This is a genomic window from Microthrixaceae bacterium, from assembly GCA_023957975.1.
GTDB lineage: Bacteria > Actinomycetota > Acidimicrobiia > Acidimicrobiales > Microtrichaceae > JAMLGM01.
Window position 1 is genome coordinate 145,688 of record JAMLGM010000006.1, and the last position, 21,033, is coordinate 166,720.

General features: G+C 67.0%; 19 protein-coding genes. 8 read left to right on the forward strand and 11 right to left on the reverse strand.

The window, feature by feature from the left end; all coding sequences use genetic code 11:
* Positions 1–2 precede the first annotated feature (2 nt).
* Positions 3–2,684, forward strand: coding sequence for a glycoside hydrolase family 31 protein (locus tag M9952_10435; protein ID MCO5313332.1), 2,682 nt, complete (start codon positions 3–5; stop codon positions 2,682–2,684).
* A gap of 26 nt (positions 2,685–2,710) precedes the next feature.
* Here the strand turns inward: M9952_10435 and M9952_10440 are convergent, their stop codons facing one another.
* Genes M9952_10440 through M9952_10450 form a run of 3 tightly spaced genes read right to left on the reverse strand, consistent with a single transcriptional unit; the run spans position 2,711 to position 5,956 of the window.
* A complete protein-coding gene (locus M9952_10440; GenBank protein MCO5313333.1) occupies positions 2,711–3,649 on the reverse strand; it encodes a zinc-binding dehydrogenase in 939 nt (312 codons plus the stop codon).
* Positions 3,650–3,695: 46 nt separating this feature from the next.
* The gene (locus M9952_10445) at positions 3,696–4,745 is read right to left on the reverse strand and encodes a glutathione S-transferase C-terminal domain-containing protein (GenBank protein MCO5313334.1); all 1,050 of its coding nucleotides are present in this window, start codon (positions 4,743–4,745) and stop codon (positions 3,696–3,698) included.
* A complete protein-coding gene (locus tag M9952_10450; protein ID MCO5313335.1) occupies positions 4,742–5,956 on the reverse strand; it encodes a cytochrome P450 in 1,215 nt (404 codons plus the stop codon). The genes M9952_10445 and M9952_10450 overlap by 4 nt, the downstream gene beginning before the upstream one ends.
* Before the next feature lie 95 nt (positions 5,957–6,051).
* Between M9952_10450 and M9952_10455 the strand changes: the two genes are divergently transcribed.
* The 4 genes from M9952_10455 to M9952_10470 all read left to right on the forward strand — a co-directional run bounded on the left by M9952_10455 (position 6,052) and on the right by M9952_10470 (position 10,032).
* Entirely contained in the window at positions 6,052–7,521 is a 1,470-nt protein-coding gene (locus M9952_10455) for an FAD-dependent oxidoreductase (GenBank protein MCO5313336.1), read from the forward strand.
* A 69-nt stretch (positions 7,522–7,590) separates the two neighbouring features.
* Positions 7,591–8,682, forward strand: coding sequence for an FtsX-like permease family protein (locus tag M9952_10460; GenBank protein ID MCO5313337.1), 1,092 nt, complete (start codon positions 7,591–7,593; stop codon positions 8,680–8,682).
* Positions 8,679–9,416: an ABC transporter ATP-binding protein gene (locus M9952_10465; protein MCO5313338.1), complete on the forward strand. Its 738-nt coding sequence runs from the start codon at positions 8,679–8,681 to the stop codon at positions 9,414–9,416. Before M9952_10460 ends, M9952_10465 begins: the two co-directional genes overlap by 4 nt.
* A 10-nt stretch (positions 9,417–9,426) precedes the next feature.
* On the forward strand, positions 9,427–10,032 hold the full coding sequence (locus M9952_10470; GenBank protein MCO5313339.1) for a TetR/AcrR family transcriptional regulator: 606 nt from the start codon (positions 9,427–9,429) through the stop codon (positions 10,030–10,032).
* A 5-nt stretch (positions 10,033–10,037) separates the two neighbouring features.
* Here M9952_10470 and M9952_10475 read toward each other — a convergent pair whose 3' ends face one another.
* The 6 genes from M9952_10475 to M9952_10500 all read right to left on the reverse strand — a co-directional run bounded on the left by M9952_10475 (position 10,038) and on the right by M9952_10500 (position 17,206).
* Positions 10,038–11,636 (reverse strand): GMC family oxidoreductase N-terminal domain-containing protein, encoded by a 1,599-nt coding sequence (locus tag M9952_10475; protein MCO5313340.1) that lies wholly within the window; start codon positions 11,634–11,636, stop codon positions 10,038–10,040.
* Between the two features lie 29 nt (positions 11,637–11,665).
* Positions 11,666–14,572 (reverse strand): alpha/beta fold hydrolase, encoded by a 2,907-nt coding sequence (locus M9952_10480; GenBank protein ID MCO5313341.1) that lies wholly within the window; start codon positions 14,570–14,572, stop codon positions 11,666–11,668.
* Positions 14,573–14,631: 59 nt separating this feature from the next.
* The gene (locus M9952_10485) at positions 14,632–15,336 is read right to left on the reverse strand and encodes a type 1 glutamine amidotransferase (GenBank protein ID MCO5313342.1); all 705 of its coding nucleotides are present in this window, start codon (positions 15,334–15,336) and stop codon (positions 14,632–14,634) included.
* A 6-nt stretch (positions 15,337–15,342) separates the two neighbouring features.
* Entirely contained in the window at positions 15,343–16,374 is a 1,032-nt protein-coding gene (locus tag M9952_10490; GenBank protein ID MCO5313343.1) for a patatin-like phospholipase family protein, read from the reverse strand.
* Positions 16,375–16,517: 143 nt separating this feature from the next.
* Positions 16,518–16,967 (reverse strand): type II toxin-antitoxin system VapC family toxin, encoded by a 450-nt coding sequence (locus M9952_10495; GenBank protein MCO5313344.1) that lies wholly within the window; start codon positions 16,965–16,967, stop codon positions 16,518–16,520.
* A complete protein-coding gene (locus M9952_10500; GenBank protein ID MCO5313345.1) occupies positions 16,964–17,206 on the reverse strand; it encodes a hypothetical protein in 243 nt (80 codons plus the stop codon). Before M9952_10500 ends, M9952_10495 begins: the two co-directional genes overlap by 4 nt.
* Positions 17,207–17,709: 503 nt before the next feature.
* On the opposite strand from M9952_10500, the gene M9952_10505 reads away from it, so the two are divergent.
* Positions 17,710–18,471 carry an EcsC family protein gene (locus M9952_10505; protein MCO5313346.1) on the forward strand — a complete coding sequence of 254 codons (762 nt, stop codon included), beginning with the start codon at positions 17,710–17,712 and terminating at the stop codon, positions 18,469–18,471.
* 84 nt (positions 18,472–18,555) lie between these two features.
* Here M9952_10505 and M9952_10510 read toward each other — a convergent pair whose 3' ends face one another.
* Both M9952_10510 and M9952_10515 read right to left on the reverse strand, forming a co-directional pair.
* Entirely contained in the window at positions 18,556–18,936 is a 381-nt protein-coding gene (locus M9952_10510) for an SDR family oxidoreductase (GenBank protein MCO5313347.1), read from the reverse strand.
* Positions 18,937–18,978: 42 nt separating this feature from the next.
* Complete coding sequence (locus M9952_10515; protein ID MCO5313348.1) at positions 18,979–19,257, reverse strand: hypothetical protein; 279 nt, start codon at positions 19,255–19,257, stop codon at positions 18,979–18,981.
* Between M9952_10515 and M9952_10520 the strand changes: the two genes are divergently transcribed.
* Both M9952_10520 and M9952_10525 read left to right on the forward strand, forming a co-directional pair.
* Positions 19,144–19,440 (forward strand): hypothetical protein, encoded by a 297-nt coding sequence (locus M9952_10520; GenBank protein ID MCO5313349.1) that lies wholly within the window; start codon positions 19,144–19,146, stop codon positions 19,438–19,440. The two genes, M9952_10515 and M9952_10520, sit on opposite strands and share 114 nt — an antisense overlap.
* 120 nt (positions 19,441–19,560) lie before the next feature.
* On the forward strand, positions 19,561–21,006 hold the full coding sequence (locus tag M9952_10525; GenBank protein ID MCO5313350.1) for an AarF/UbiB family protein: 1,446 nt from the start codon (positions 19,561–19,563) through the stop codon (positions 21,004–21,006).
* The last annotated feature ends 27 nt before the right edge of the window (positions 21,007–21,033 follow it).

Below are 21,033 nucleotides of genomic sequence, written 5' to 3' on the forward strand. Positions count from 1 at the left end.
ACATGCGCCGTCCACCGAACGCCCCACCGAGCACTCCGCCGGCCACTCCGCCGGCCACCTCCCCCGCCGCGCTCGCCGAGCAGATGGTCGTCGCTGGCAGCGTTCGCGTCACCGTCCTGACCGAGCGCCTCGTTCGAATCGAGTACAGCGCGGATGCTTCGTTCGAGGACCGGGCCACCGTGTCGGTGGTCAACCGTCGATTCGACCCGACCCCGTTCGAGGTCACGATCGACGCCGACAGGCTGAACATAGACACCGGCGCGGTGCGGGTGACGTGCACCAACGTCACCAGACCGTTCACGTCGCGGACCCTGCGCGCCACGATCCGCACCGAGTCCGGCGAGGTGTCGTGGAGGTACGGCAAGGCTGCGCCCGGCAACCTCGGCGGAACGGTTCGTACCCTCGACGGCTGGGACGGCACGTCGACACCGCGGGCCGTCGGATTCGATCCGGCCACCGGCATGATTCAGGAGTGGGATCGCCAGGAACTCAACCCTGGGTTGTTGTCACGCGACGGCTGGGTGGTGGTCGACGACAGCGGCAGCGCCCTGATCGAAACTCCGACCGGTCGCAACGGCCGCCGACGACGACCGGTCGCCATCCCGAGGTCGTCGCCGCACGAGGCTGAGGACGCCTCCCCCAGTGCGGACCGGGACCTCTACCTGTTCGGCTACGGCAACGACCACGAACGTGCGTTGCGAGACGCGGCGCGGCTTGTCGGAAGCCAACCGCTTCCACCGCGCTTCGCCTTCGGCTATTGGTACAGCCGGTACTTCCCCTACACCGACCGGGAGTTGCTGCGGCTCGTCGATGAACTCGATCGCCACGACATCCCCACCGACGTGTTGGTGATCGACATGGACTGGCATCGCGCGGGGTGGACGGGATATTCGTGGGACCACGACCTGTTCCCGGACCCCAGCGAAACCCTCGATCGGTTGCACGAACGCGGCCTGCGGGTGGCGCTCAACCTCCACCCCGCCGACGGCGTCGGCGCCCACGAGGACGCGTTCGTCGAGATGTGCGAGGCACTCGACCTCGACCCCGCCACGACCGAGCGGATCCCCTTCGACATCACCGACCCGCGTTTCGTCGACGCCTATTTTCGCGTGCTGCACCACCCCGAGGAAGAACGCGGCGTCGACGTGTGGTGGATGGACTGGCAACAAGGAACCGACACCGCAGTGGTCGGGCTCGACCCACTCGCCTGGCTGAATTTCCTGCACTGGGACGACCAGGAGCGTCGTCGACCGAACCGTCGCCCCATGATCTTCAGCCGCTGGGGCGGACTCGGTGCCGGCCGCCACCCGATCGGGTTCTCCGGCGACACGTACGCGACGTGGGATTCCCTCGCCTACCAGCCCGAGTTCACCGCGACCGCGGCCAACGTGTTGTACGGGTACTGGAGCCACGACATCGGCGGGCATTTCGGGTCGACGTCGGAGCCGGAGATGTACACCCGATGGCTCCAGTTCGGCGCGTACTCGCCGATCCTTCGAACCCACGGCACCCTCGACGCCCACCAGGAGCGCCGGATCTGGGAGTATCCGAACCCGTACCGCGACGTCATGATCGCGGCGATCCGTCAACGCTACGAACTCGTGCCGTACCTCTACGGCGAGGCCCGACGTGGCGTCGAGAGCGCCTTGTCGCTGGTTCGCCCCATGTATCACCACCATCCAGACGTTCCCGCCGCTTACGAGGCGACGGGTCAGTACTGGTTCGGAGGCGAGATGATCGTCGCTCCGGTGACGAGCCCCCTGTCGGAGGACTCCATGGCGGCCGTCGACGTGTGGCTTCCCGAGGGCGAATGGTTCGACGTCGCGCACGGCGCACGACTGAGCGCCGGCCACCACGAGCGCCGATATCTGTTGAACGAGATTCCGGTGTTTGTGCGAGCGGGGGCCATCATTCCCGGCCAACGCGAGGTGCGACGCCTCGATACGGCGTCGTACCCGAACCTGGTCATCACGACGTATCCGGCCGACGAAGGAACGACGGCCGCCTACGACCTGTACGAAGACGACGGCATCTCCACCGGGTACGAGCGGGGCCAATCGGTGGTGGCCACACTTCGCCACTCGGTCGGCGCACGCCTGCGGCGCATCACCGTCGAAGCGGCCCAGGGCACCTACCGCGGTTGGCAACGGGTTCGACCGGTCGAGGTCGTTGCGGTGGGCGAGGCCCCACCCCGCGCGGTCTACGTCGACGACGTCGAGATCCCCTGGTCCGCTCGGCGCTGCGACGGCCACTGGCACTACGACGCGACGGCCGCCGCGGTGGTCGTGTCGCTGCCGCGCGTCGATCTGCGCAACGGGGCCACCGTCACCATCAAACGGGCCAGCAGCACGCGCCACGCGGTCGAGGCCCTGCTCGACGGGTATCCGGGTCTGGCCCGCCGACTCGAGACGATCAGCGAATCCACCCGGGCGCTGCTCGGCGAGGACAACCGACGCATCGTCACGGTTGCCCAATCCCTCGACCGCATTCAGCGCGACCCTTCCCGCGCCGAGGCCGAGCTTCAAGCGGTCCGCGAGCACCTCGACGGCCTCGACGACGTGCTCGTCGGTGCGACCGCGACCTGGCGCGGCTACCAGGCGTTGACCCCGAAACAGCCACCGCGGTCGACCGACATCCTCGACGCCGCGCGCCGCTTGCTCGACACGACACGAACGCAGGTCTGATCGCCGGGCGCCGCCCGACCGCCGACTCAGGTGAGCAGCACGATCTTGCCAAACTTCGCCCCGGCGTCGAACCGGTCGTACGCGGCGACGGCATCGGCCATCGCAAAGGTCGCCTCGACGGGCACCTTCACCGTTCCCGCTGCGAACAGACCGAGCACGTGGCGTTCGACGGCCCGGGCCGCTGCAGCCTTGTCCTCCAGGCTGCGCGCCCGCAGCGTCGAGCCGTGGATTCGCCCGCGTGCCGCCATCAGATCCAGCAGGCTCACCTCGACCTTCGGACCACCACCGACTCCGATGACCGAGACCCGGCCGCCGGTGGCGAGCGACCGCAGGTTCTCGGCCATGTTCGGGCCACCGATCAGCTCGAGGATCACGTCGAAGGGGCCGTGGGCGCCGAACCCATCGGGCGCGACCGCTTCCGCTCCGAATGCGGCGACCCGGTCGCGCAGGCGCTCGTCGCGCACCGTTGCGACGACATGCGCGCCGGCGGCCACACCGAGTTGAACGGCTGCGATCCCCACCCCTCCGGCGGCGCCGTGCACGCACAACCGCTCGCCGACCGACAGCGACGCCTGGGTGAACAGGGCGTCGTGCGCCGTAGTGAACGCCTCCGCAAAGCCGCCGGCCGCACTCCAGTCGACCCCATCGGGCACCGCCAACAGGTGGCGTTCATGAACCACGCACAGCTCCGCCTGGGCGCCACCGCCGACGACGGCCATCACCCGTTCCCCCACGGAGAACCGCTCGGCGCCCGGCCCGAGCGCCGCAACCTCACCGGCCAGCTCCAGGCCCGGGATGTCGGCGGGCGAACCCGGTGGCGCAGGGTAGAAGCCCTTCAACTGCAGCCGATCCGCGCTGTTGAGCCCCGCTGCTCGCACCCGGACCAGCACCTCACCGGTCCCCGGAACCGGGTCGGGGTGTTCGCGCCATTCCAGCGCGCCGTCGACGATCGTGACCGCATACATATTTCGTTGACCTCCCGGGCCGTTGGGGCGTGTGGATGTCGGCCGTTCAGCCGATCGCAGCGGTCACCCGCTCCGACGGCAACGGCGGACCGGGTGGGGTGCCGTCGCCGAAGGGTCGGCCGCCCAGTTGCTCACGTCCATGCGGGGTCATCCAGTTCGCGAGATCAGGGCCGAGCGGGACGATCTGGGTCGGGTTGATCGAGGTGTGCACCACGTAATAGTGCTCCTTGATCTGCTGGAAGTCGGTGGTGTCGCCGAACCCGGGAGTCTGGAAGAGATCGCGGGCGTAGGCCCACAACACGGGCATCTCGCTCAACTTCGATCGATTGCATTTGAAATGTCCGTGATAGACGGGGTCGAAGCGGGCGAGCGTCGTGAACAACCGAACGTCCGCCTCGGTGATGGTGTCCCCCATCAGAAATCGTCGGGTGGCGAGGCGTTCGCTCAGCCAGTCGAGCCGGTCGAACAGCCGTCGATAGGCCCGCTCGTAGGATTCCTGGCTGCGAGCAAACCCGGCGGCATAGACCCCGTTGTTCACGTCGCGGTAGACGAGTTCCATGACCTCATCCATCTCGTCACGCAGCGGTTCCGGGTACAGGTCCGGCGCGCCCTCGCGATGAAACTCGGTCCATTCGCTCGACAGGTCGAGGGTGATCTGCGGGTAGTTGTTGGTCACGACCTGCCCCGAGGGGATGTCGACGATCGCGGGAACGGTGATCCCCTTGGGATAACCGGGAAAGCGTTTCTCGAACGCCTCCTTGAGGCGCTCGATGCCCAGAACCGGATCGAGCCCGTCGGGATCGAGGTCGAATTGCCAGCTGCGTTCGTCGTGGGTGGGGCCGGCGATGCCCATGCTCAAGACGCTTTCGAGTCCGAGCAGGCGCCGCACGATGATCGCCCGGTTCGCCCACGGACACGCCCGAGCGACGACGAGGCGGTATCGTCCCGCCTCGACGGGCCAGCCGTCGCGCCCGTCGCGGGTGATGCGGTCTTCGATGTAGGCGGTGTCGCGGACGAATTCGCCGGTCTCATCGGCAAGGCCCCGTTGCACCGACCCCGGACGTGAATTCGATGGCGTGGTCGCGTCGTCGCTCATGCACGCACCCTACCTACCGACGCTTCGGCGACGAAGGGAAGCGACTTGTATCGCCGCACGAAGTGACCTGCGGCGAACTCGCTGGCATCGCTGTCGACTGCGAAGTTCGGGCACCGCGCCAACAGCTCCTCGAGCACGACCCGCGCCTGCAGCCGGGCCGCCGCAGCGCCAAGGCAGTGATGAGCCCCATAGGAGAACGTCATGATCCGCTTGATGGACCGGCCGACGTCGAAGGCCTCCGCGGTCGGCCCGAACTCGCGAGGGTCACGGTTGGCCGACCCGTACAACAGCATCACCTTCTTGGCCGCGGGGATCGTCCGACCGTGCAGCTCCACCGGCCGGGTCGTGGTTCGGGCGAGTCCCTGAACCGGGGCCGACAGCCGCAGGAGCTCCTCGATGGCCGGCTCGACCAACGAGGGATCGGCGATGACACGAGCGCGCTGGTCGGGATGCTTCGTGAAGAGTTCCGCCGCGGTTCCCAACAGTCCCGTCGTGGTGTCGTTGCCGCCGGTGACCATGGTGAACGCAAAGCCGAGCACCTGCAGCATCGGAACCTCAGCGGCGCCCGTGGCGACCAACGCCGAAATGGTGTCGTCGCCCGGCCGGCGTCGCCTGGTCTCGATGAGCTCGCTGAAGTAGGTGAACAGGCCTCCCACCGCTTCGCCGGCGTCGAGCGGGTTGCCGTTCGAGTTCGCGGCGACGATCGCATCGGTCCAGGCGTCGAAGCGGTCCCGGTCCGCATCGGGCACGCCCAGGTAGGAGGCGACGACGAGACTCGGAAGCGGTTTGAACAACTCCTCCACCACATCGCCGGTGCCCGTTGTTCTCAGGCGCTCGATCCGCTCCACCACGAATCGGCGCACCTCCGGCTCGATCGCGGCCACGTGGCGCGGGGTGAACCCTCGGCCGACCAGACGACGAAACGCCGTGTGCTCCGGCGGGTCCATCATGACCATCGGACGAACCTGGTCGAGGCCGACCTTGTCCCGTTCGCCGTAGGTGAAGGTCAGCCCCTCGGCCGAGGAGAACGTCGTCGTGTCTCGGGCGGCGTTCATCACGTCGTCGAATCGCGACAAGACCCAGTAATCGCCACCGACGACGTGGTGGGCAGGGTCGCGATCGCGGAGCCGGGCGTACATCTCCCACGGTGAACGCCAGGACTCGCCCGATCGCGGAAGGAACGTCGGCTGCTCGTCGGTGCCATCGAACATCGCCACATCCTGTGCGGTTCGGCCGACCCTGTCGAGCGCGTCGGCCGGCACTGTTCGGACTTGCACCGCGTGACCCCCTGTCCTAGAAGCGCGACGTGACTGATGCAGATGTAGACCCGATCCAACCACTCGACGTGTCGGAGTTGTCCGACGGGTGGGCCGAGGAATGCGACGTGCTCGTCATCGGCCTCGGCGCTGCGGGGCTGGCGACCTCGATCGCTGCGGCCGAGGCCGGGGCGTCGGTCATCGCCCTCGACCGAAGCGGCGGTGGCGGAACCTCGGCGAGTGCGGGCGGAATCCTCTACCTCGGCGGCGGTACCTCGACCCAGGTCGAGGCCGGCCTGAGCGACACCGCCGAGGAGATGCGCGCGTTCCTGGCCGAGGCGCTCGGCCGCGACATCGACGATCCGCGCCTGGTCGCGTACTGCGAGGGCGGCGTCGAACACCACGACTGGTTGGTCGCCCACGGGGTCCCGTTCGAGCCCGCATTCTGGGACGAGCCCGGCATGGAGCCGCCCGGCACCGAGGGCCTGATCTACAGCGGAGGCGAGGACGCCAGCCCGTATCGCCAACATCATCGACCGGTGGCGCGCGGCCACGTCCCCGCAACGCCGAACGCTGCCGGTTGGTTCCTGGTGGAACGTCTCCGCGAGGCGCTCGAACGCACGGCGGCCACCGTGCTGACCGATCAGCGCGCGGAACGGCTCGTCGTGGACGGGGGCCGGGTCGTCGGGGCCACGGTGCGCGCCGATGGCACGGTTCGCGCCATCCGGGCGAACAGCGGCGTGGTACTCGCCTGCGGCGGCTGGGCCTACAACGAGGCGCTGCTCGCGAAATATGCGCCGAAGCTGCTCGACATCGCGTGGCGACTCGGCACCGACGGCGACGACGGGTGGGCGCTGCGAACCACACTCGGGCTCGGCGCCGAGATCGAGGGAATGTCGACGATGGAGGTCGCCGTTCCGGTGACCCCACCGCGCTCGGTGGTTCGCGGGGTGATCGTCAACGGTGAGGGCGAACGCTTCATCAACGAGGACACCTATTTCGGACATGTCGGCCAGGCCATCTTGCGCGACCAGGACGGGGTTGCGTGGCTGCTCACCGACGAACCCAACTACGTGGTCAACCGGGTTGGCATGCGCGCCGAGAACGTGTGTGAGACCTGGGAGGAGTTGGCTCGCGAGATCGGGTTGCCGCCCGAAAAGCTCGCCGCAACGATGGCGGCCTACAACGAGGCGGCCGCTCGCGGGCAGGACCCGCAGTTCCACAAGGCCGCCGAGTGGCTCGTGCCGCTCGACACGGCGCCGTTCGGGGCGATCGACCTGCGGGTCGCGACCATTCTCTATGCCGGGTTTCCCCTCGGCGGCACCCGGATCGACGAACACGCTCGAGTCGTTCGCCCCGACGGTTCCCCCATCGACGGATTGTTCGCCGCCGGCCGCGCCGCATCGAGCCTGGCGCTCGCCCACTACTGCTCGGGCATCTCCCTCGGCGAGGGCACGTTTTTCGGCCGGCGCGCCGTTGCCGAGATGTTTTCAACCCGAGAGGTTCTCAACCTGAAATGAAGCTTGCCGACAACTTGTCGACATCATGTCGCTAAGATGCTGACATGATGTCGACAAGATGGAGATGTGATGTTTCTCGCACTACGTGACCTACGGCGCGGGAGTCGCCGATTCGCGCTGCTGGGCGCGGTCATCGCGCTGGTAGCGGTTCTGTCAACGGTGCTGTCGGGACTGGCCACCGGCCTGGTCACCGACGGCATCTCGGGGCTGCGTGCGTTGCCGCTCGATCGGCTCGCGCTCCAAGAAGGCGCCCAGGCAACCTTCAGCCGCTCCGCGCTGCAACCCGAGGTACTCGAGCCGTTCGAACAGCTCGACGGGGTCGAGGTGACGCCGCTCGGGGCCAGCTTCGTCAACGCGGCGGCGAATAACGGCGGGCTGAGCCTCGACCTCGCCCTCTTCGGCATCGCCCCCGAAAGCTTCCTGGTCACACGCAACGACGCCAGCGATGCGCTGCACGGCGAGCCCGGCCTCATCCTGGGCAGCGAACTGGCCGATGAAGGCGTCAAGGTTGGCGATCGCTACACCCTCGTCGGATCCGACATCGAACTCCCCGTGTTGGGATTCACCTTCGCCGGCACCTACGGACACGCACCGATCGCGTTCACCTCGCTCGAGACGTGGCAGCGCGTTCAGTTCGGAGACAGCGCCAAGGGCCGGTTCTCGGCGGTCGCGCTCAAGGGCGGCGACCAGGCCGACATCGACGCGGCCGCCAAGGCGGCCGGAGTCGAGGTCATCACCAAGTCAGCCGCTTACGCCGGATCCCCCGGCTTCACCGCCGAGACGACAACGATGAGCCTGATCCGCTCGTTCCTGCTCGTCATTTCCGCGCTGGTCATCGGGGCGTTCTTCACCGTGCTCACCGTACAGCGGACCCGCCAGATTGGGTTGCTCAAGGCGATGGGAGCCAGCAACGCCTACGTGCTACGAGACGGCATCGGCCAGATGACGATCCTCGTCGCCCTCGCCACCGCCGCCGGGGTGCTCGTCGGCGCCGCCCTGATCGCCCTGGTCGGCGGCAGCGGCGCCCCCGTGGAACTCAACCTGGCGGCGATCGCCACCGTCGCCGGATCGCTCGTGGTCGCCGGAGTTCTCGGCAGCCTCGTCGCCTTCCGCCGAATCACCCAAATCGAACCGGCCATCGCCCTCGGAGTCGAATCATGAGCCTCTCCTCGAACACTGAACCCGCGACCTCCCACCCCGGCAACGCGCCAAGCGCGCTCGTCGTGTCGAAGGCGCGAGTCGCCTACCCGGATGGTCCCGACGTGCGCGTCGTGCTCGACGACCTGGACCTGAGCGTCTCGCCGGGCGAGATCGTGGTGATCTCCGGCGAGTCCGGTGCCGGTAAGTCCACCCTGTTGACGATCGCCGGCCTGCTGCGCCGTCCCGATTCCGGCGAGGTGACCGTCGCCGGAATCCCCACCTCGGCGCTCTCGGAGCGCCAACGCACCGTCGTACGTCGCGACCACCTGGCGTTCGTCTATCAGTCGGCCAACCTGTTGCCATCCCTCACCGCGGTGGAACAACTCGAACTCGTCGGCCACATCCGAGGCGAGAAACCCTCGACCATGCGAGCACGCGCGCTCGAGACACTCGCTGCGGTCGACCTGGCGGATCGAGCCAACCAACTGCCCTCGCAGCTGTCGGGCGGTGAACGTCAGCGGGTGGGCATCGCCCGAGCGCTCATGGCCTCCCCGAGCGTCCTCATCGCCGATGAGCCGACCGCCTCGCTCGACCCCGAGCGCGCTGCGGTGGTGGCTGAGCTTCTCGCCGGTGCGGCGGCCGCGAATGGCATCGCCACCATCATCGTGGCCCACGACACCGCAGCGCTCGCACACGCCGACCGGCATCTGCGCCTCGAGGGAGGCCGCCTCCACGAATTCGCCCGCACTGTGTGAGGCTTGCATCGTGCCACGGATCAAAGCCGACACCATCGCCGAACACGTCGACCAGCAGCGCGCTGCGGTGCTCGACGCCGCCGTCGAGTTGTTCACCACCCGCGGCTTCGCCGAGGTCAGCCTCGGAGACGTCGCCGCGAAGGTCGGCCTGGCCCGCAGCTCGCTGTATCGATATGTCCCCGACAAGACCCACCTCCTCGTCGAGTGGTATCGGCGAGCGGTACCGGACATCACCAGTGCGTGGAGCGCGGTGACCGCTGGTGACGACGATCCCGTGATGCGACTGCAACGGTGGGGACACGCGTTCCTCGAATGGGCCAACAGCCCCGAACACCAACTCGTCGCTCCGCTCATGGAGGCCATCCCGAACCTCGATGCGCAGACCCGAGCCGAGATCAGCTCGTTGCACCGCACGATGATGGGAACCGTCGGCGAGGTCCTTCAAGCGGTCGGAACACCGCCGGAGCAGATCGACGGCACGGTCGATCTGCTCGCCGGACTACTGCTCAGCGCGGCGAGGGCCGAACAGGCCCACGGGGTGAACCCGCAGGTACGACGGCGCCTCGACGCCGCCGTCGCGGCCATCATCGCCCCGCTGGACAACGACGACGCGTGATCCAGCTAGCCGGTTCTGATCATGTCGGCGCACTTCTCACCGATCATGATCACCGGCGCATTGATGTTGTTGCTCGGGACCCGGGGCATCACCGACGCATCCGCGATTCGCAGCCCCTCGATGCCGCGGACCCGAAGCGACGCGTCGACCACCGCCATCGCGTCGCTGTCCGGGCCCATCTTCGCGGTTCCACACACGTGGTATTCGGTATCGGCGTGTTGGCGCAGGGTCTGCTCGATCTGGTGCGGATCGTTGCGGTCATAGCGAATCAACATCTCGCCACGGTAGGGATCGAACGGCGCGCTGTTCATGATGTCGAGCGCGATCTGGGTGCCCTTGATCAGCGTCTCCATGTCGTACGGGTGGCTGAAATAACGGGGGTCGATCAGCGGATCCACGCGGGTGTCGGGGCTGGCGAGGCGAACCTCGCCGACACTCTTGGGGCGAGCCAACAGCAGGTGGGCCGAATAGCCGTGGCCGAGATGGAGCTTGCGGCCGTGGTCGTCGCCGATGCCGACGATGAGTTCCATCTCCATGTCGGAGACCTCAACGTCGGGGCTGGTGCGGTAATAGACCCCCGACTCGGCTGCGCAACTCGTGATCACGCCGCGTCGATGGCAGCGCCAGTCCCACATTCCCTTGAGCAGGCGTGCCACGCCGACCGGGGAGATCCCCACGGTGTGGTCGGGGATCTTGGCCCGATAGATGAGTAACGCCGAGATGTGATCCTGAAGGTTCTGTCCGACTCCGGGGAGGTCGAGGATCGTCGAGATGCCGAGTTCCTGCAGGTGAGCGCCGGGGCCGATTCCCGACGCCATCAGGATCTGCGGGGTTCCGAACGCCCCAGCCGACATGATGATCTCGCGGCGAGCCCGGACCGATTCGCGCCGTCCGCCGCGCTCGTAGTCGACCGCGGTCGCGCGTCGTTGGTCGAAGCGCACCCGGGAGATGTGCGCTCCCGTGCGCACATCGAGGTTGGGGCGGTCGAGGTTCGGGTGGATGAACGCGGCCGCGGTGCTGTGGCGTTCGCCGTCCTTCTGGGTGACCTGCACGTGGTAGCAGCCGTGATGGTCGGCGCCGTTCAGGTCGGGGTTGAACGGGATTCCGTGGGCCTGGCATGCCTCGAGGAAGACGTCGTTGAGGGGGCTCGGGCTGCGCAGATTCGTCACGTGGAGCGGGCCATCGGTGCCGTGGAATGGCGAGTCCCGGTGGATGGCGTTGCACTCGGATTTCTTGAAGTACTCGAGGACGTCGTCGTAGCCCCAACCCGGGTTGCCGAGGGCAAGCCACTCGTCGTAGTCGCTGCGGTGCCCGCGGGCGTAGATCATCGCGTTGATCGTGGAGGACCCACCGAGTGCCTTGCCGCGCGGTTGGAACCCGCGCCGCCCGTTGAACCCAGGTTGGGGCACCGTCGAATAGTTCCAGCTGTTGATGCCCCGAGGCATGGCCGCTGCGAACCCGAGAGGGGCCCGGATCAAAACGTCGCGGCCCTCCCCGCCGGCCTCGAGTAGACACACCCGCACCGTCGGATCCTCGCTGAGGCGGCCGGCTACGACGCAGCCCGCCGAACCTCCACCCACGACCACATAGTCGAACTCGTCCACGGAGCGAACCACCTCAACACCGACGTCGATCAGGCGCTCGCGGCGCGCTCCCGGGTGTATTCGACGAAGGTGCCATCGGGTTGGCGGGCGAACACCGGACGGCGACGGGTCGAGGTCACGATTCCCTGATCGCGGAGCTTGTTGGCCTGCAGACGCCACCAGTCGGTGTGAGGAATCCCGTCGACCACACGCACATAGGACACCTCGACCCCGGCGAGCGCGTCTGCGCACAACCGCGTCCCCGGGCGCATGGTCACCGCCGCCACCGAGTCGTCGCCGACCCGGTAGGCGACGCACAGGTCGACGCCCGCGACCCCGTACAGCGAGTCTTCGATCGGGGCGGATCCGTCGCCCACAAACCAGAAGTCTCCGTCGTCGTCGCGTCGGAACAGGTCTCCGGTCATCAGCCACGAGTCGCCGCTGGAGAACACACCGCGCAACGGAGTGGTCGTGATCGCCGTGTTGCGTTCGGTCGCGACCAACAACATCCCCACCTCACCGCGAGGGCATCGCAGGGCGAACCCGTCCTCTCCGAGGACCAACCGACCCGCCTCCTGGTCATAGGCCGCGAGGCTGATCTTGGCGCTGCCGGGCAGTTGGCGTCCCTTGCAGCCGACCTTGGCCCCGGACAGGTTCACCAACACCGCCTCGCCTTCGGTGGACCCGTAGAACTCGAGCACCCCTGCGGGAGCAAAACGGCTCGTGACCCGACGCCACAACCCGACCGGCATTCCCGAGCCGACGAACAGCCGCACCGAATGGCCGCGTTCAAGCGGATGTTCCGGGGCCTCGACGAGGTCGTGAACCTGGGTCCACGTGTAGGAGACCACCGTCACGCCGTAACGGCGAACCTCGTCCCAGAAGGTCGCCGGGTCGAAATGGGTCGTCATCGCCAGTCGGGCGCCACCGGCGACCGCTCCGCCGATGGCCGTGAGTAGACCGGCGGGATGATGCACGGGCGTCACCCCATAGACCGTGTCGGCGGGGCCGAGCGATGCCGCCGTCGCCGTTCCGAACGCCGAGAGCGCCCAGCGGCCGTTGGTGAGCCACTTGGCTTTCGTGCGGCTGCCTTCGCCGGTGAACACGATGAACGCCAGGTCTCGGGCCAGCCCAGGGTTCGGCCGGTACCACGCGGGGACGGCGACCGCATCGGGATCGATCCGCTCCATGTCGACCACGTCGAGACCGAGGTCGCGCGGAGCGCCACCGCCGCCGAGAACGAAGGTGGCCACCTCGGCCAGTCCGGCGACCCGCGCTGCGTGTTCGGGGTCGGCCACCACCTTGTTGACCCCGCCGAGACCGATTTCTGCGGCGACGTCGCCCGCGGGGCGAAGCAGCACACCGATCGCGCCGATCCGGTTGAGCGCAGCCACGACGATGAGCGCCGAAGGCCGGGTTGCCATCAACACCCCGACGTGTTCCCCCTGGCGAACGCCGAGGGAGATCAGGCCGCTCACCACGTTGTCGATACGACGTTTGGCATCCGCATAGCTGACGCTGCGCCCTTCGAACAGAAAGACCGTGCCCTCGGGGGAACTCGAGGCCTGTTCGTCGAGCAGGAGACCGAGCGAGATCCGAGTCGAGGGCCGCACCCGTTCAAGGCGGGCCAGTCGAGGAAGCTGCTGGGCCGCCTCGCTGACGAGTTCACGTAGGCCGATCGCACTCATCCCCGCGTTGCGCACCACGAATCGTCCCGTTTCGAGCCCGAGGGTCGCGGCGGTCGTCATCCCCTGGGCGACGTCGCCGACGAACGATGCCGCGCGCACCGAGTTCCCCTCGGTGGTGCGGTCGTCGTCCAACGGGATGATCGTGGCTGGCTTCGCGCCCGTTCCTTGACGCCAATGCAACCATTCGGCGGTCGTCGGCCAGGTCGTCTTCATCGCGAGCGACCCCACGACGAGGCCGAAATGACCGGCCACAAGCTCATGTTCATAGATCTCGGCGAGCGGGGCGGCCTGCCGGATCGCACGAACGACCGACGGCGAAGCGATTTCGTCGTTCGTGCCGATGAAGCACATCAGCGGGCACGTCACGTCCGCGAGGGTGACGGTATGGCCGTCGATCACGAACCCGCCGGCAAGCATCCGGTTGTGGGCCACAAACTGGCTCAGCAGTTCCGCCAAGGCCGGACCCGGCCAGGCAACCCACCCTTCCTGTTGCAGAAACCGCCGCTGGCCTTCCCGCGGCAACAGCGCGTCGCGGTCGTGGAGTTGGCGAACGAAGTCGAGGCGTTGGCGCACGGCCTTGACCGGGTCGAGGAGGCGAAACCCGGTGCGACTCGCCCACGCCGGCAGCGCTGTGCGGGACAACACGTTGTCACCCACGAATTCCAGCACTCGTAGTGCCACCTCATCTGGGATGCCGAACGGGATCATCCCATGCAGGTCGACCGGGCTTCCGAACGTGACGATGCTGGCGATCCCCTCCGACCTGCGATACGCCGTCGCCTGATAACAGAACATGCCGCCCTGGGAATAGCCGCCGAGATGAACCTCGGCACCGAGGTACCCGTTCAGGAACTCGACGGCGTCGGAGATGGCAAGCACATGATCGGTGAGGGTGCGCTGCATGCCACCCTGCTCGTGTTCCGGAGCGCCGAAGTCGATCACCCAGGGGTCGATTCCGTCACCGGCCAGGAGCGAAACCGCGCTCGTCACCGGGCTCACATCGAACACGTCGGCCGACAGCATCATCGGAGGCACGAGCACGACCGACGGCCGTGGTTTCGCCTTTGGGCCGGAGTCGCGATCCGCGTGGTAGCGGCGGAGGCGATAGAGCGGGGTTTCGTGCACGACGGTGTACGCCGACGATTCCTCACCGGTGTCGAGCCCGCCGAAGCGCGCCACCTCGAGCGCGTTTCGCGCCATCGCCGCCAGCCGCTCGGTCGTCGCAGACAGTGTTCGAGAGGAGAGTTCCAAGGATTCGAATCCTGCCATAACGAGGCTTGGATTGATACGGGAAACGCGTCGGCGCTGGGCGGCTCAACGGCGGTCGTTCACCGTCTCGCCACGAGCGCGGCGAAGCGTGCCACGACGAGGTCGCGCACCGGGGCCAACGCCTCGACGGCCGGGCCACAGCCTTCACGCACCCCGTGCCGACCGCCGAGCGCAGCGTCGGCCTCGTCGGGGAACGAGTCGATGAATCGGGTCGCCTCGTCCACGCCGACCTCGAGGTGGAACTGCAGACCCCAGGTACAACGGCCGACCCGAAAGGCCTGCTGTTCATACGCTTGCGATCGGGCAAGGTGGATCGCCCCCGCGGGCAGCGAGTAGGTCTCGCCGTGCCAGTGCAGCACATCGAGATGCCCGTCGAGACCGAAGAAGAGGTCGTCGTCGACGGCGCATTCAAGCACCTCGACGGCGCCCCAGCCGACCTCGAGGCCATGGCCGGCGATCACTCGGGCTCCCGCAGCGGCGGCCAGCAGTTGGGCGCCCAAACACACGCCGAGGGTCGGCACCTCACGATCGAGCGCCTGGCGCAGCAACGCGATCTCGGCGCCGCGGGTCGGGAATCCGTCGTCGGAACGAGCCGACATCGGACCACCCATCACGACGAGCCCGTCGATGCCATCGAGGTCCTCAGGGATGCGTTGGCCGAGATCGGCCCGAATCACGTCGACCTCGACACCGGCCGCGTCGAGTGCGGTGGCGATGTGCGCGGGGCCCTCCACGTCGAGATGTTGGATGACCACGGCGCGCATGGAACGTCAGCTTACGGCCCGCCTCGCGAAGCGCTGGAACACGGGATGTTCGTGGCGCCGCAGATCGATCACCGGGCCGGAGGCCGCGGCCGGGCTGGGCTCGGAGACCGGTTCAAGTTGCTCTGCGTTGTGGTCGAGCCACACCTTCATCGACTCTGCCCCAGCCTCGACCAGCCGGGAACAGGCGCGCCAGTCGCTGGTGTTGAGCGACGGATCGATCGTCGGCCGGACCCGCCAGAGCTGACGATCGATCGACGCTGCGTCGACGATGGCGTCGGTCGCCGCGTTCAGGGCGATCGAGAAGCTGCGGGTCAGCATGCCCAGCGCGGTTCGAGGAACCGAGTCGTTGCCCGCCGCGGAGACGTCGAGGCACAGGATCGAATCGCCTCCGAGCTCAGCCGCGCGTTGCACCGGAAGGTTTGCCACCACTCCTCCGTCGACGAAACTCATTCCGTCGATGACCGCCGGCGGAACGATCGCCGGGAGTGCGGCCGACGCATACAGCACGTCGCGGGCAAAGCCCGCATCAAACCAGTGCGGTAGTCCGGTGAGGATGTTCGTCGCCGACACGTGCAGCGGGATCCTCAGGTCCTCAAGCCGTTCGATCGGGCACAGGTCCGAGATGAGCGATCGGAGCTTCGCCCCGTCCTGCACGGAGGGGCGCCGCCGCACCAGGTTGAGCGCCTGCGACAGCACGCCCTGGGGGAACACTCCACGGGAATCGAAGTGCGACCAGATGTCGCTCAGTGCCTTGGTCGCGTCAGCGGTGAAGTCGTGGGCGACCCAACTGCCGTTGAGCGCTCCGGCCGAGGTCCCCACGATGACGTCGGGCCTCCACGTCGAATGCTCCGCGAGCGACTGCAGCATTCCCGCTTGGGCGGCTCCGAAGATCCCGCCGCCGCTGAGCACGAGCACGCGCTTGGCCGACGGCTCCGGCGCCGCCTCCGGTGCGTCCGACCCTGCCTCGGGTTCTCGGGTGAGGTGCGGTCGCCCCCACCCCGAAGAGGTGAAGGCTCCAAGATTCAGCGAGCACTTCATGGGGGGACGTTGAGCCCATGGGCTACGAAATGCAACCCTGCCTTTCGGCTCAAACCCGCGATTCATGAGGTCGATCGAGCGACCGCGTTTCACACCGCACCCCCCGGGTACCCAAACCAGTGCAGCGGAGACAGTCACAGCGCTCATGACCGTCCAAAGCCACCAGCCAGATCTGTTGGATTGATCCAGCGGAGCCCGCCAAACCGGGCAAAGTCGCTGTCGAACGAGCAGATGCTGGTCCCGTGCTCGATGGCGAGTGCGGCGAGATGTGCATCGGTCACGAGGTTCGCTCGCAGATCGCCGTCGATCAGCAAACGCTTGAGGATGTCGCGATGGCGCTGACCAGCAGCGGGCACCCACACCTGCGCGATGTCGAGCCAGTCCGAGACGAACCCCCACGCATCCCTGGGGCTCAACGGGTTCGCACTCACACGGGGATGAGTCATGATCCGCTGAAACGCCATCAACGACACCCATGGCAACCCGACACGCTCGTTGCCGTTCAACGCGTCTTCGAGCCACGAGCGAGCAACCTCGTGGAAATGTGACTGTTCGTCAACGGCGTAGATCAGGACATTGGCGTCGACGATCACCGCTCGGACCCGTCGGCGACGACTTCATCAAGGAGTTCGAGAGCGTCGGCGATGTCGGTGACGTCGATGCGCAACCCCACGCTGGCGGTACGTTGCTGGAATTTGGTGGGCGGCAGCTCTCGCGCCAATCCCGCACGGGCGAGTTCGTTGACGGCCTCACCAAGGCCGATGTTGCGCTCGCGACGCAGCTGCTCGGCCGCCGCCACCACCTCTGGATCAAGCCGCACCGTAGTCCTCATGGGTTCATTATAGCATCAGTGATGCAGCTAAGCCGCACCAGAGATGCACGGCTCGATTCGACACCGCCGATCTCGGCCCCTGCCGCTTCGCAGCTGCCGAACCCCCGTGGTCGACAGCTCGAGCGCATGACGCCGGTGATCTTGCGCACGTAGTTGACGTGGACGACTCGAAGTTGGCGTCGCCGACGAGCATCAGCAGTTGGCGCGGTTCTCTGGCGAAAATGGAGCAAACAGTGATCGTGCCACGAAGAGCCGGGTACAGTCCGCAGGGCCGCGAAGCCCGAGTCAGCTCGGAGGATCAAGAGTGGGTGAGTTGACGTACGTCTTGGACTTGAGCGAGCTCAGTCCCTATGAACGCCAGGCTTGGGAGTCGATACAGCGGTGGCAGACTGCAGATGCCAAGCCAAGTCGTGTCCCCGAAACAGTTCGTGATAAAGCGAAGGAATTAGGCCATCACTGACGCCGTCGCGTCGTCGTTGCGACGTGAACGAATCCTCGAGGCCGTGCGCCGCACTGGTGCCGATGTCCACGAACTTTCCGACCTGCGCAATCTTGACCTCAAGGTCATCGATGAGGCCTGCCCTCGACTGAACCTGCGGTACGCGGCCGCCTCTGCAGTCACCGGCGCTGGTTCGGGTTTCGTGGCTGGTGGGGGATCGGCAGCGATCGTCGGCACAGCGGGAGTCGGCGCCGCTCCAGGCGCCATGGCCGTCGGGAGCGCGCTGGCAGGCGACGTCGTGGCTACCATCGCCCTGGCAGCGAGGGTCGCTACCCATTACGCCGGATACTACGGCTACGACGCACGCGAAGAAGAGGAGAAGGCGGTGCTACTCGCTGTCATCAGCCTCGGCATCGTGGGTGAGAGTGCCGCAAAGCAAACAGCGATGATCCAAGTCCGGCAAGTGGCGATGATGGTCGCCCGACGCGCTGGTTGGAAGGAGCTCGGTGAGGAGTTCATCGTCAAGCTAGTTCAGGGCCTGTTTACGAAACTCAGCGCCACCCTGACTAAGAAGAAGCTCGCTCAGGCACTTCCGATCGCCGGCATTGGGCTCGGGGCCACGTTCAACTACGCGCTGATGCGGAAGGTCGGTACCGCGGCTTCCTTCGCATATCGCGAGCGGTTCCTCATCGAGAAATATGACCTTGATGTATCAACGGCGCCTCCCGACATTGACACGCTTCTCAACGGCGGTGTCGACGAAGCCTGCCTCGAAGCGAATGCAGAGACGCTGGACCCGACTGACCACGATCGAGATGACTCTTAGAACCATTCGCGCCGCCGCGAATACCAACAAACCGGAACCAGCTCGGAGGCCTCTTCGGTGAGGCGTGGCGTCGCTGCTCGAAAATCAAAAGACGGTGTAGCCGCCGTCGATGACGAGCGCGTCGCCGGTGTGGAAGCTGGTCGCCGGGTCGCACAGGAACACCGCCGCCGCGCTCATTTCGCTCGGTTCAGCCCAACGGCTGAGTGGCGTGCGACGGATCATCCCGTTGCGGAACCGCTCGTGGTCATAGGCGGGCCCCGCCAACTCTGTCTTCGTCCAGCCCGGCAGGAGGGCATTCACGCGGATCTGGTGGTGACCGAGCGACACGGCCAGGGCGCGCACCAGTCCGACCAAGGCGGTCTCGAGGTGCCGTACGCCTCGTTGCCACCGGCGCCGTGCATCGCTGAGGTCGACGACACCGCCACCAGCGCGCCGTTGCCGCCGGTTCGACCAGGTGGCGCGCACCGGCGCGCAGGGTCAGGAACGTGCCGTCGAGGTTCGTCGCCATCACGCGACGCCACTCGCTGAAGTCCATATCGGTGAACTGGCCGCCGATTCCGGTCGTTCCGGCATTGGCGAACACGGCGTCGATACGGCCACCCGCGGCCTCGACCGACGCCGCGAACGTCCGCTCGGTGACGTCCTCATCTGCGACGTCGCAGAGGAAGGACCATGCATCCACCCAAGCGCTCGCAGCGTGTCGACCGCAGCGTGGTTCTTGGTGTCGTTGCGGCCCCACAACACGATGTCGGCACCGGCCGCAGCGCACCCTGTCGCCAGCGCCAAGCCGATGCCGCCGTTCCCACCGGTCACCAACACCGTCCTGCCCGCGAGTTGTCCGCGTCCGCTGCCTCGATCGCCCATGTCACCCCTTCCTCGGATCGCCGCGCCGTTGGCCACATTCCTACCGGACGCGCGGGCGCCACGAGCGCCGGGGTCGACAAACATCGCGTCGACGCTCAACCCTGACGGGCGGACGGTCGTCGCGGTTTGCCTCCTGACCTCAGCGACGCCCACAGATAGAGTCTCTCTCGCACGACCGCCGCGACACCGGTGGTCGCCGAGTCGACGCACTGAGAGGCGACCACCATGAACGATTCGATTCGCGGCCCACTCAGCAACGGGCCGACCCCCGACATGTTGGAGGTCGACGCGCCGCCGCTTCACGAGTTCCGCCTCGGCGACGTGGCGCGCCTCATCGTCGTGTTCTTCGTCATCGCCACGTCCACGCTGAACGCGCTCGCGCGGCGCGGATTGCGCATCGTCGGCCGAACCGTCAGCGTCAAGCTCGGTCGCACCCCGTCCACCGAGCCCGTCGCCGGCCTCATCGATGCGGCCTGCAACGGCCTGATCGACGGATTCATCCGCCTCGGGCCGACGTTTGTGAAACTCGGACAGATCATCGCGTCCTCCGGTGCGCTGTTTCCCGACCAGTTGGTCGCCGCCGCACGTCGGTGCCTCGACCAGGTGCCGACGTTTCCCGCCGAGGTCGCGAGGGCGACGATCGCCGAGGACCTCGGGCATCCGATCGAAAGCGTGTTCGCGGCGTTCGTCGACGAGCCACTGTCCGCAGCGTCGATTGGCCAGGTCCACGCGGTGACGCTCCACGACGGCCGCGAGGCCGTCGTCAAGGTTCAGCGCCCCGGTATCCGCGAGCAGATGGCGGGCGACCTCCGCAACGCGGCCCGAGTCGCTTGGCTGTTCGAAAAGACCCCCTGGGGTAAGGCGAGCGGCGCCGTCGCGATCATCGAAGACCTCCATTCGGTGACGTTCCAGGAGCTCAACCCGGTGCGCGAGGGGTGGCAGCAGGATCGGTTCCGTTCCAACATCTGGGCCTTCGGCGACAACACGATGATCACCGCACCCGAGGTGTACTGGGACTTCTGCGGCCGTCGCACCATTTGCATGGAACGGGTCTCCGGCATGCCGATGGACCGTTTCGACGAACTCGCCGAACGGGGGCTCGATCTGCAACTCGTCGTGCGCCGCGGCGCGAAGGTGTGGGCCGAAGCGGCGATGATCCACGGCCCGTTTCACGGCGACATGCACGCCGGCAACATCTGGGTGCTCGACGACGGCCGGGGTTGTTTCCTGGATTTCGGGATCATGGGCGAGTTGTCCGGCGAGTGGCAGGACCTCATGAAGGACCTGTTCTACACCTGCGCCATCGACCTCGATTTCAGCCGGGTGGTGGAGTCGTACCGCCGTGTTGGCGCCATCCCGGCGGAATTCAGCGACGACACTCAGCTGTCGATGTTCCTGACCAACGTCTTGGGAACGATGCTGGCCGACGGCTTTGGCGGCGTCGACATCGGGGCGCTGGTGACCGAGTCGGTGAAGATGCTCAAGACCTACAACGCATCGGTACCCCGCGAGCTGGTGCTGATCGCCAAGCAGTTGCTCTACATCGACCGCTACACCAAACACCTGGCGGCGGATTACTCCATCACCTCTGACCCGTTCATCATCAAGAACGTGTTCCCCGAGGAAGCTGCCAAGAAGGCCGCCGACCTCGGGGTCGCGATGCCCATCTGACCGAACCGCTCAACTTACATATTGAAA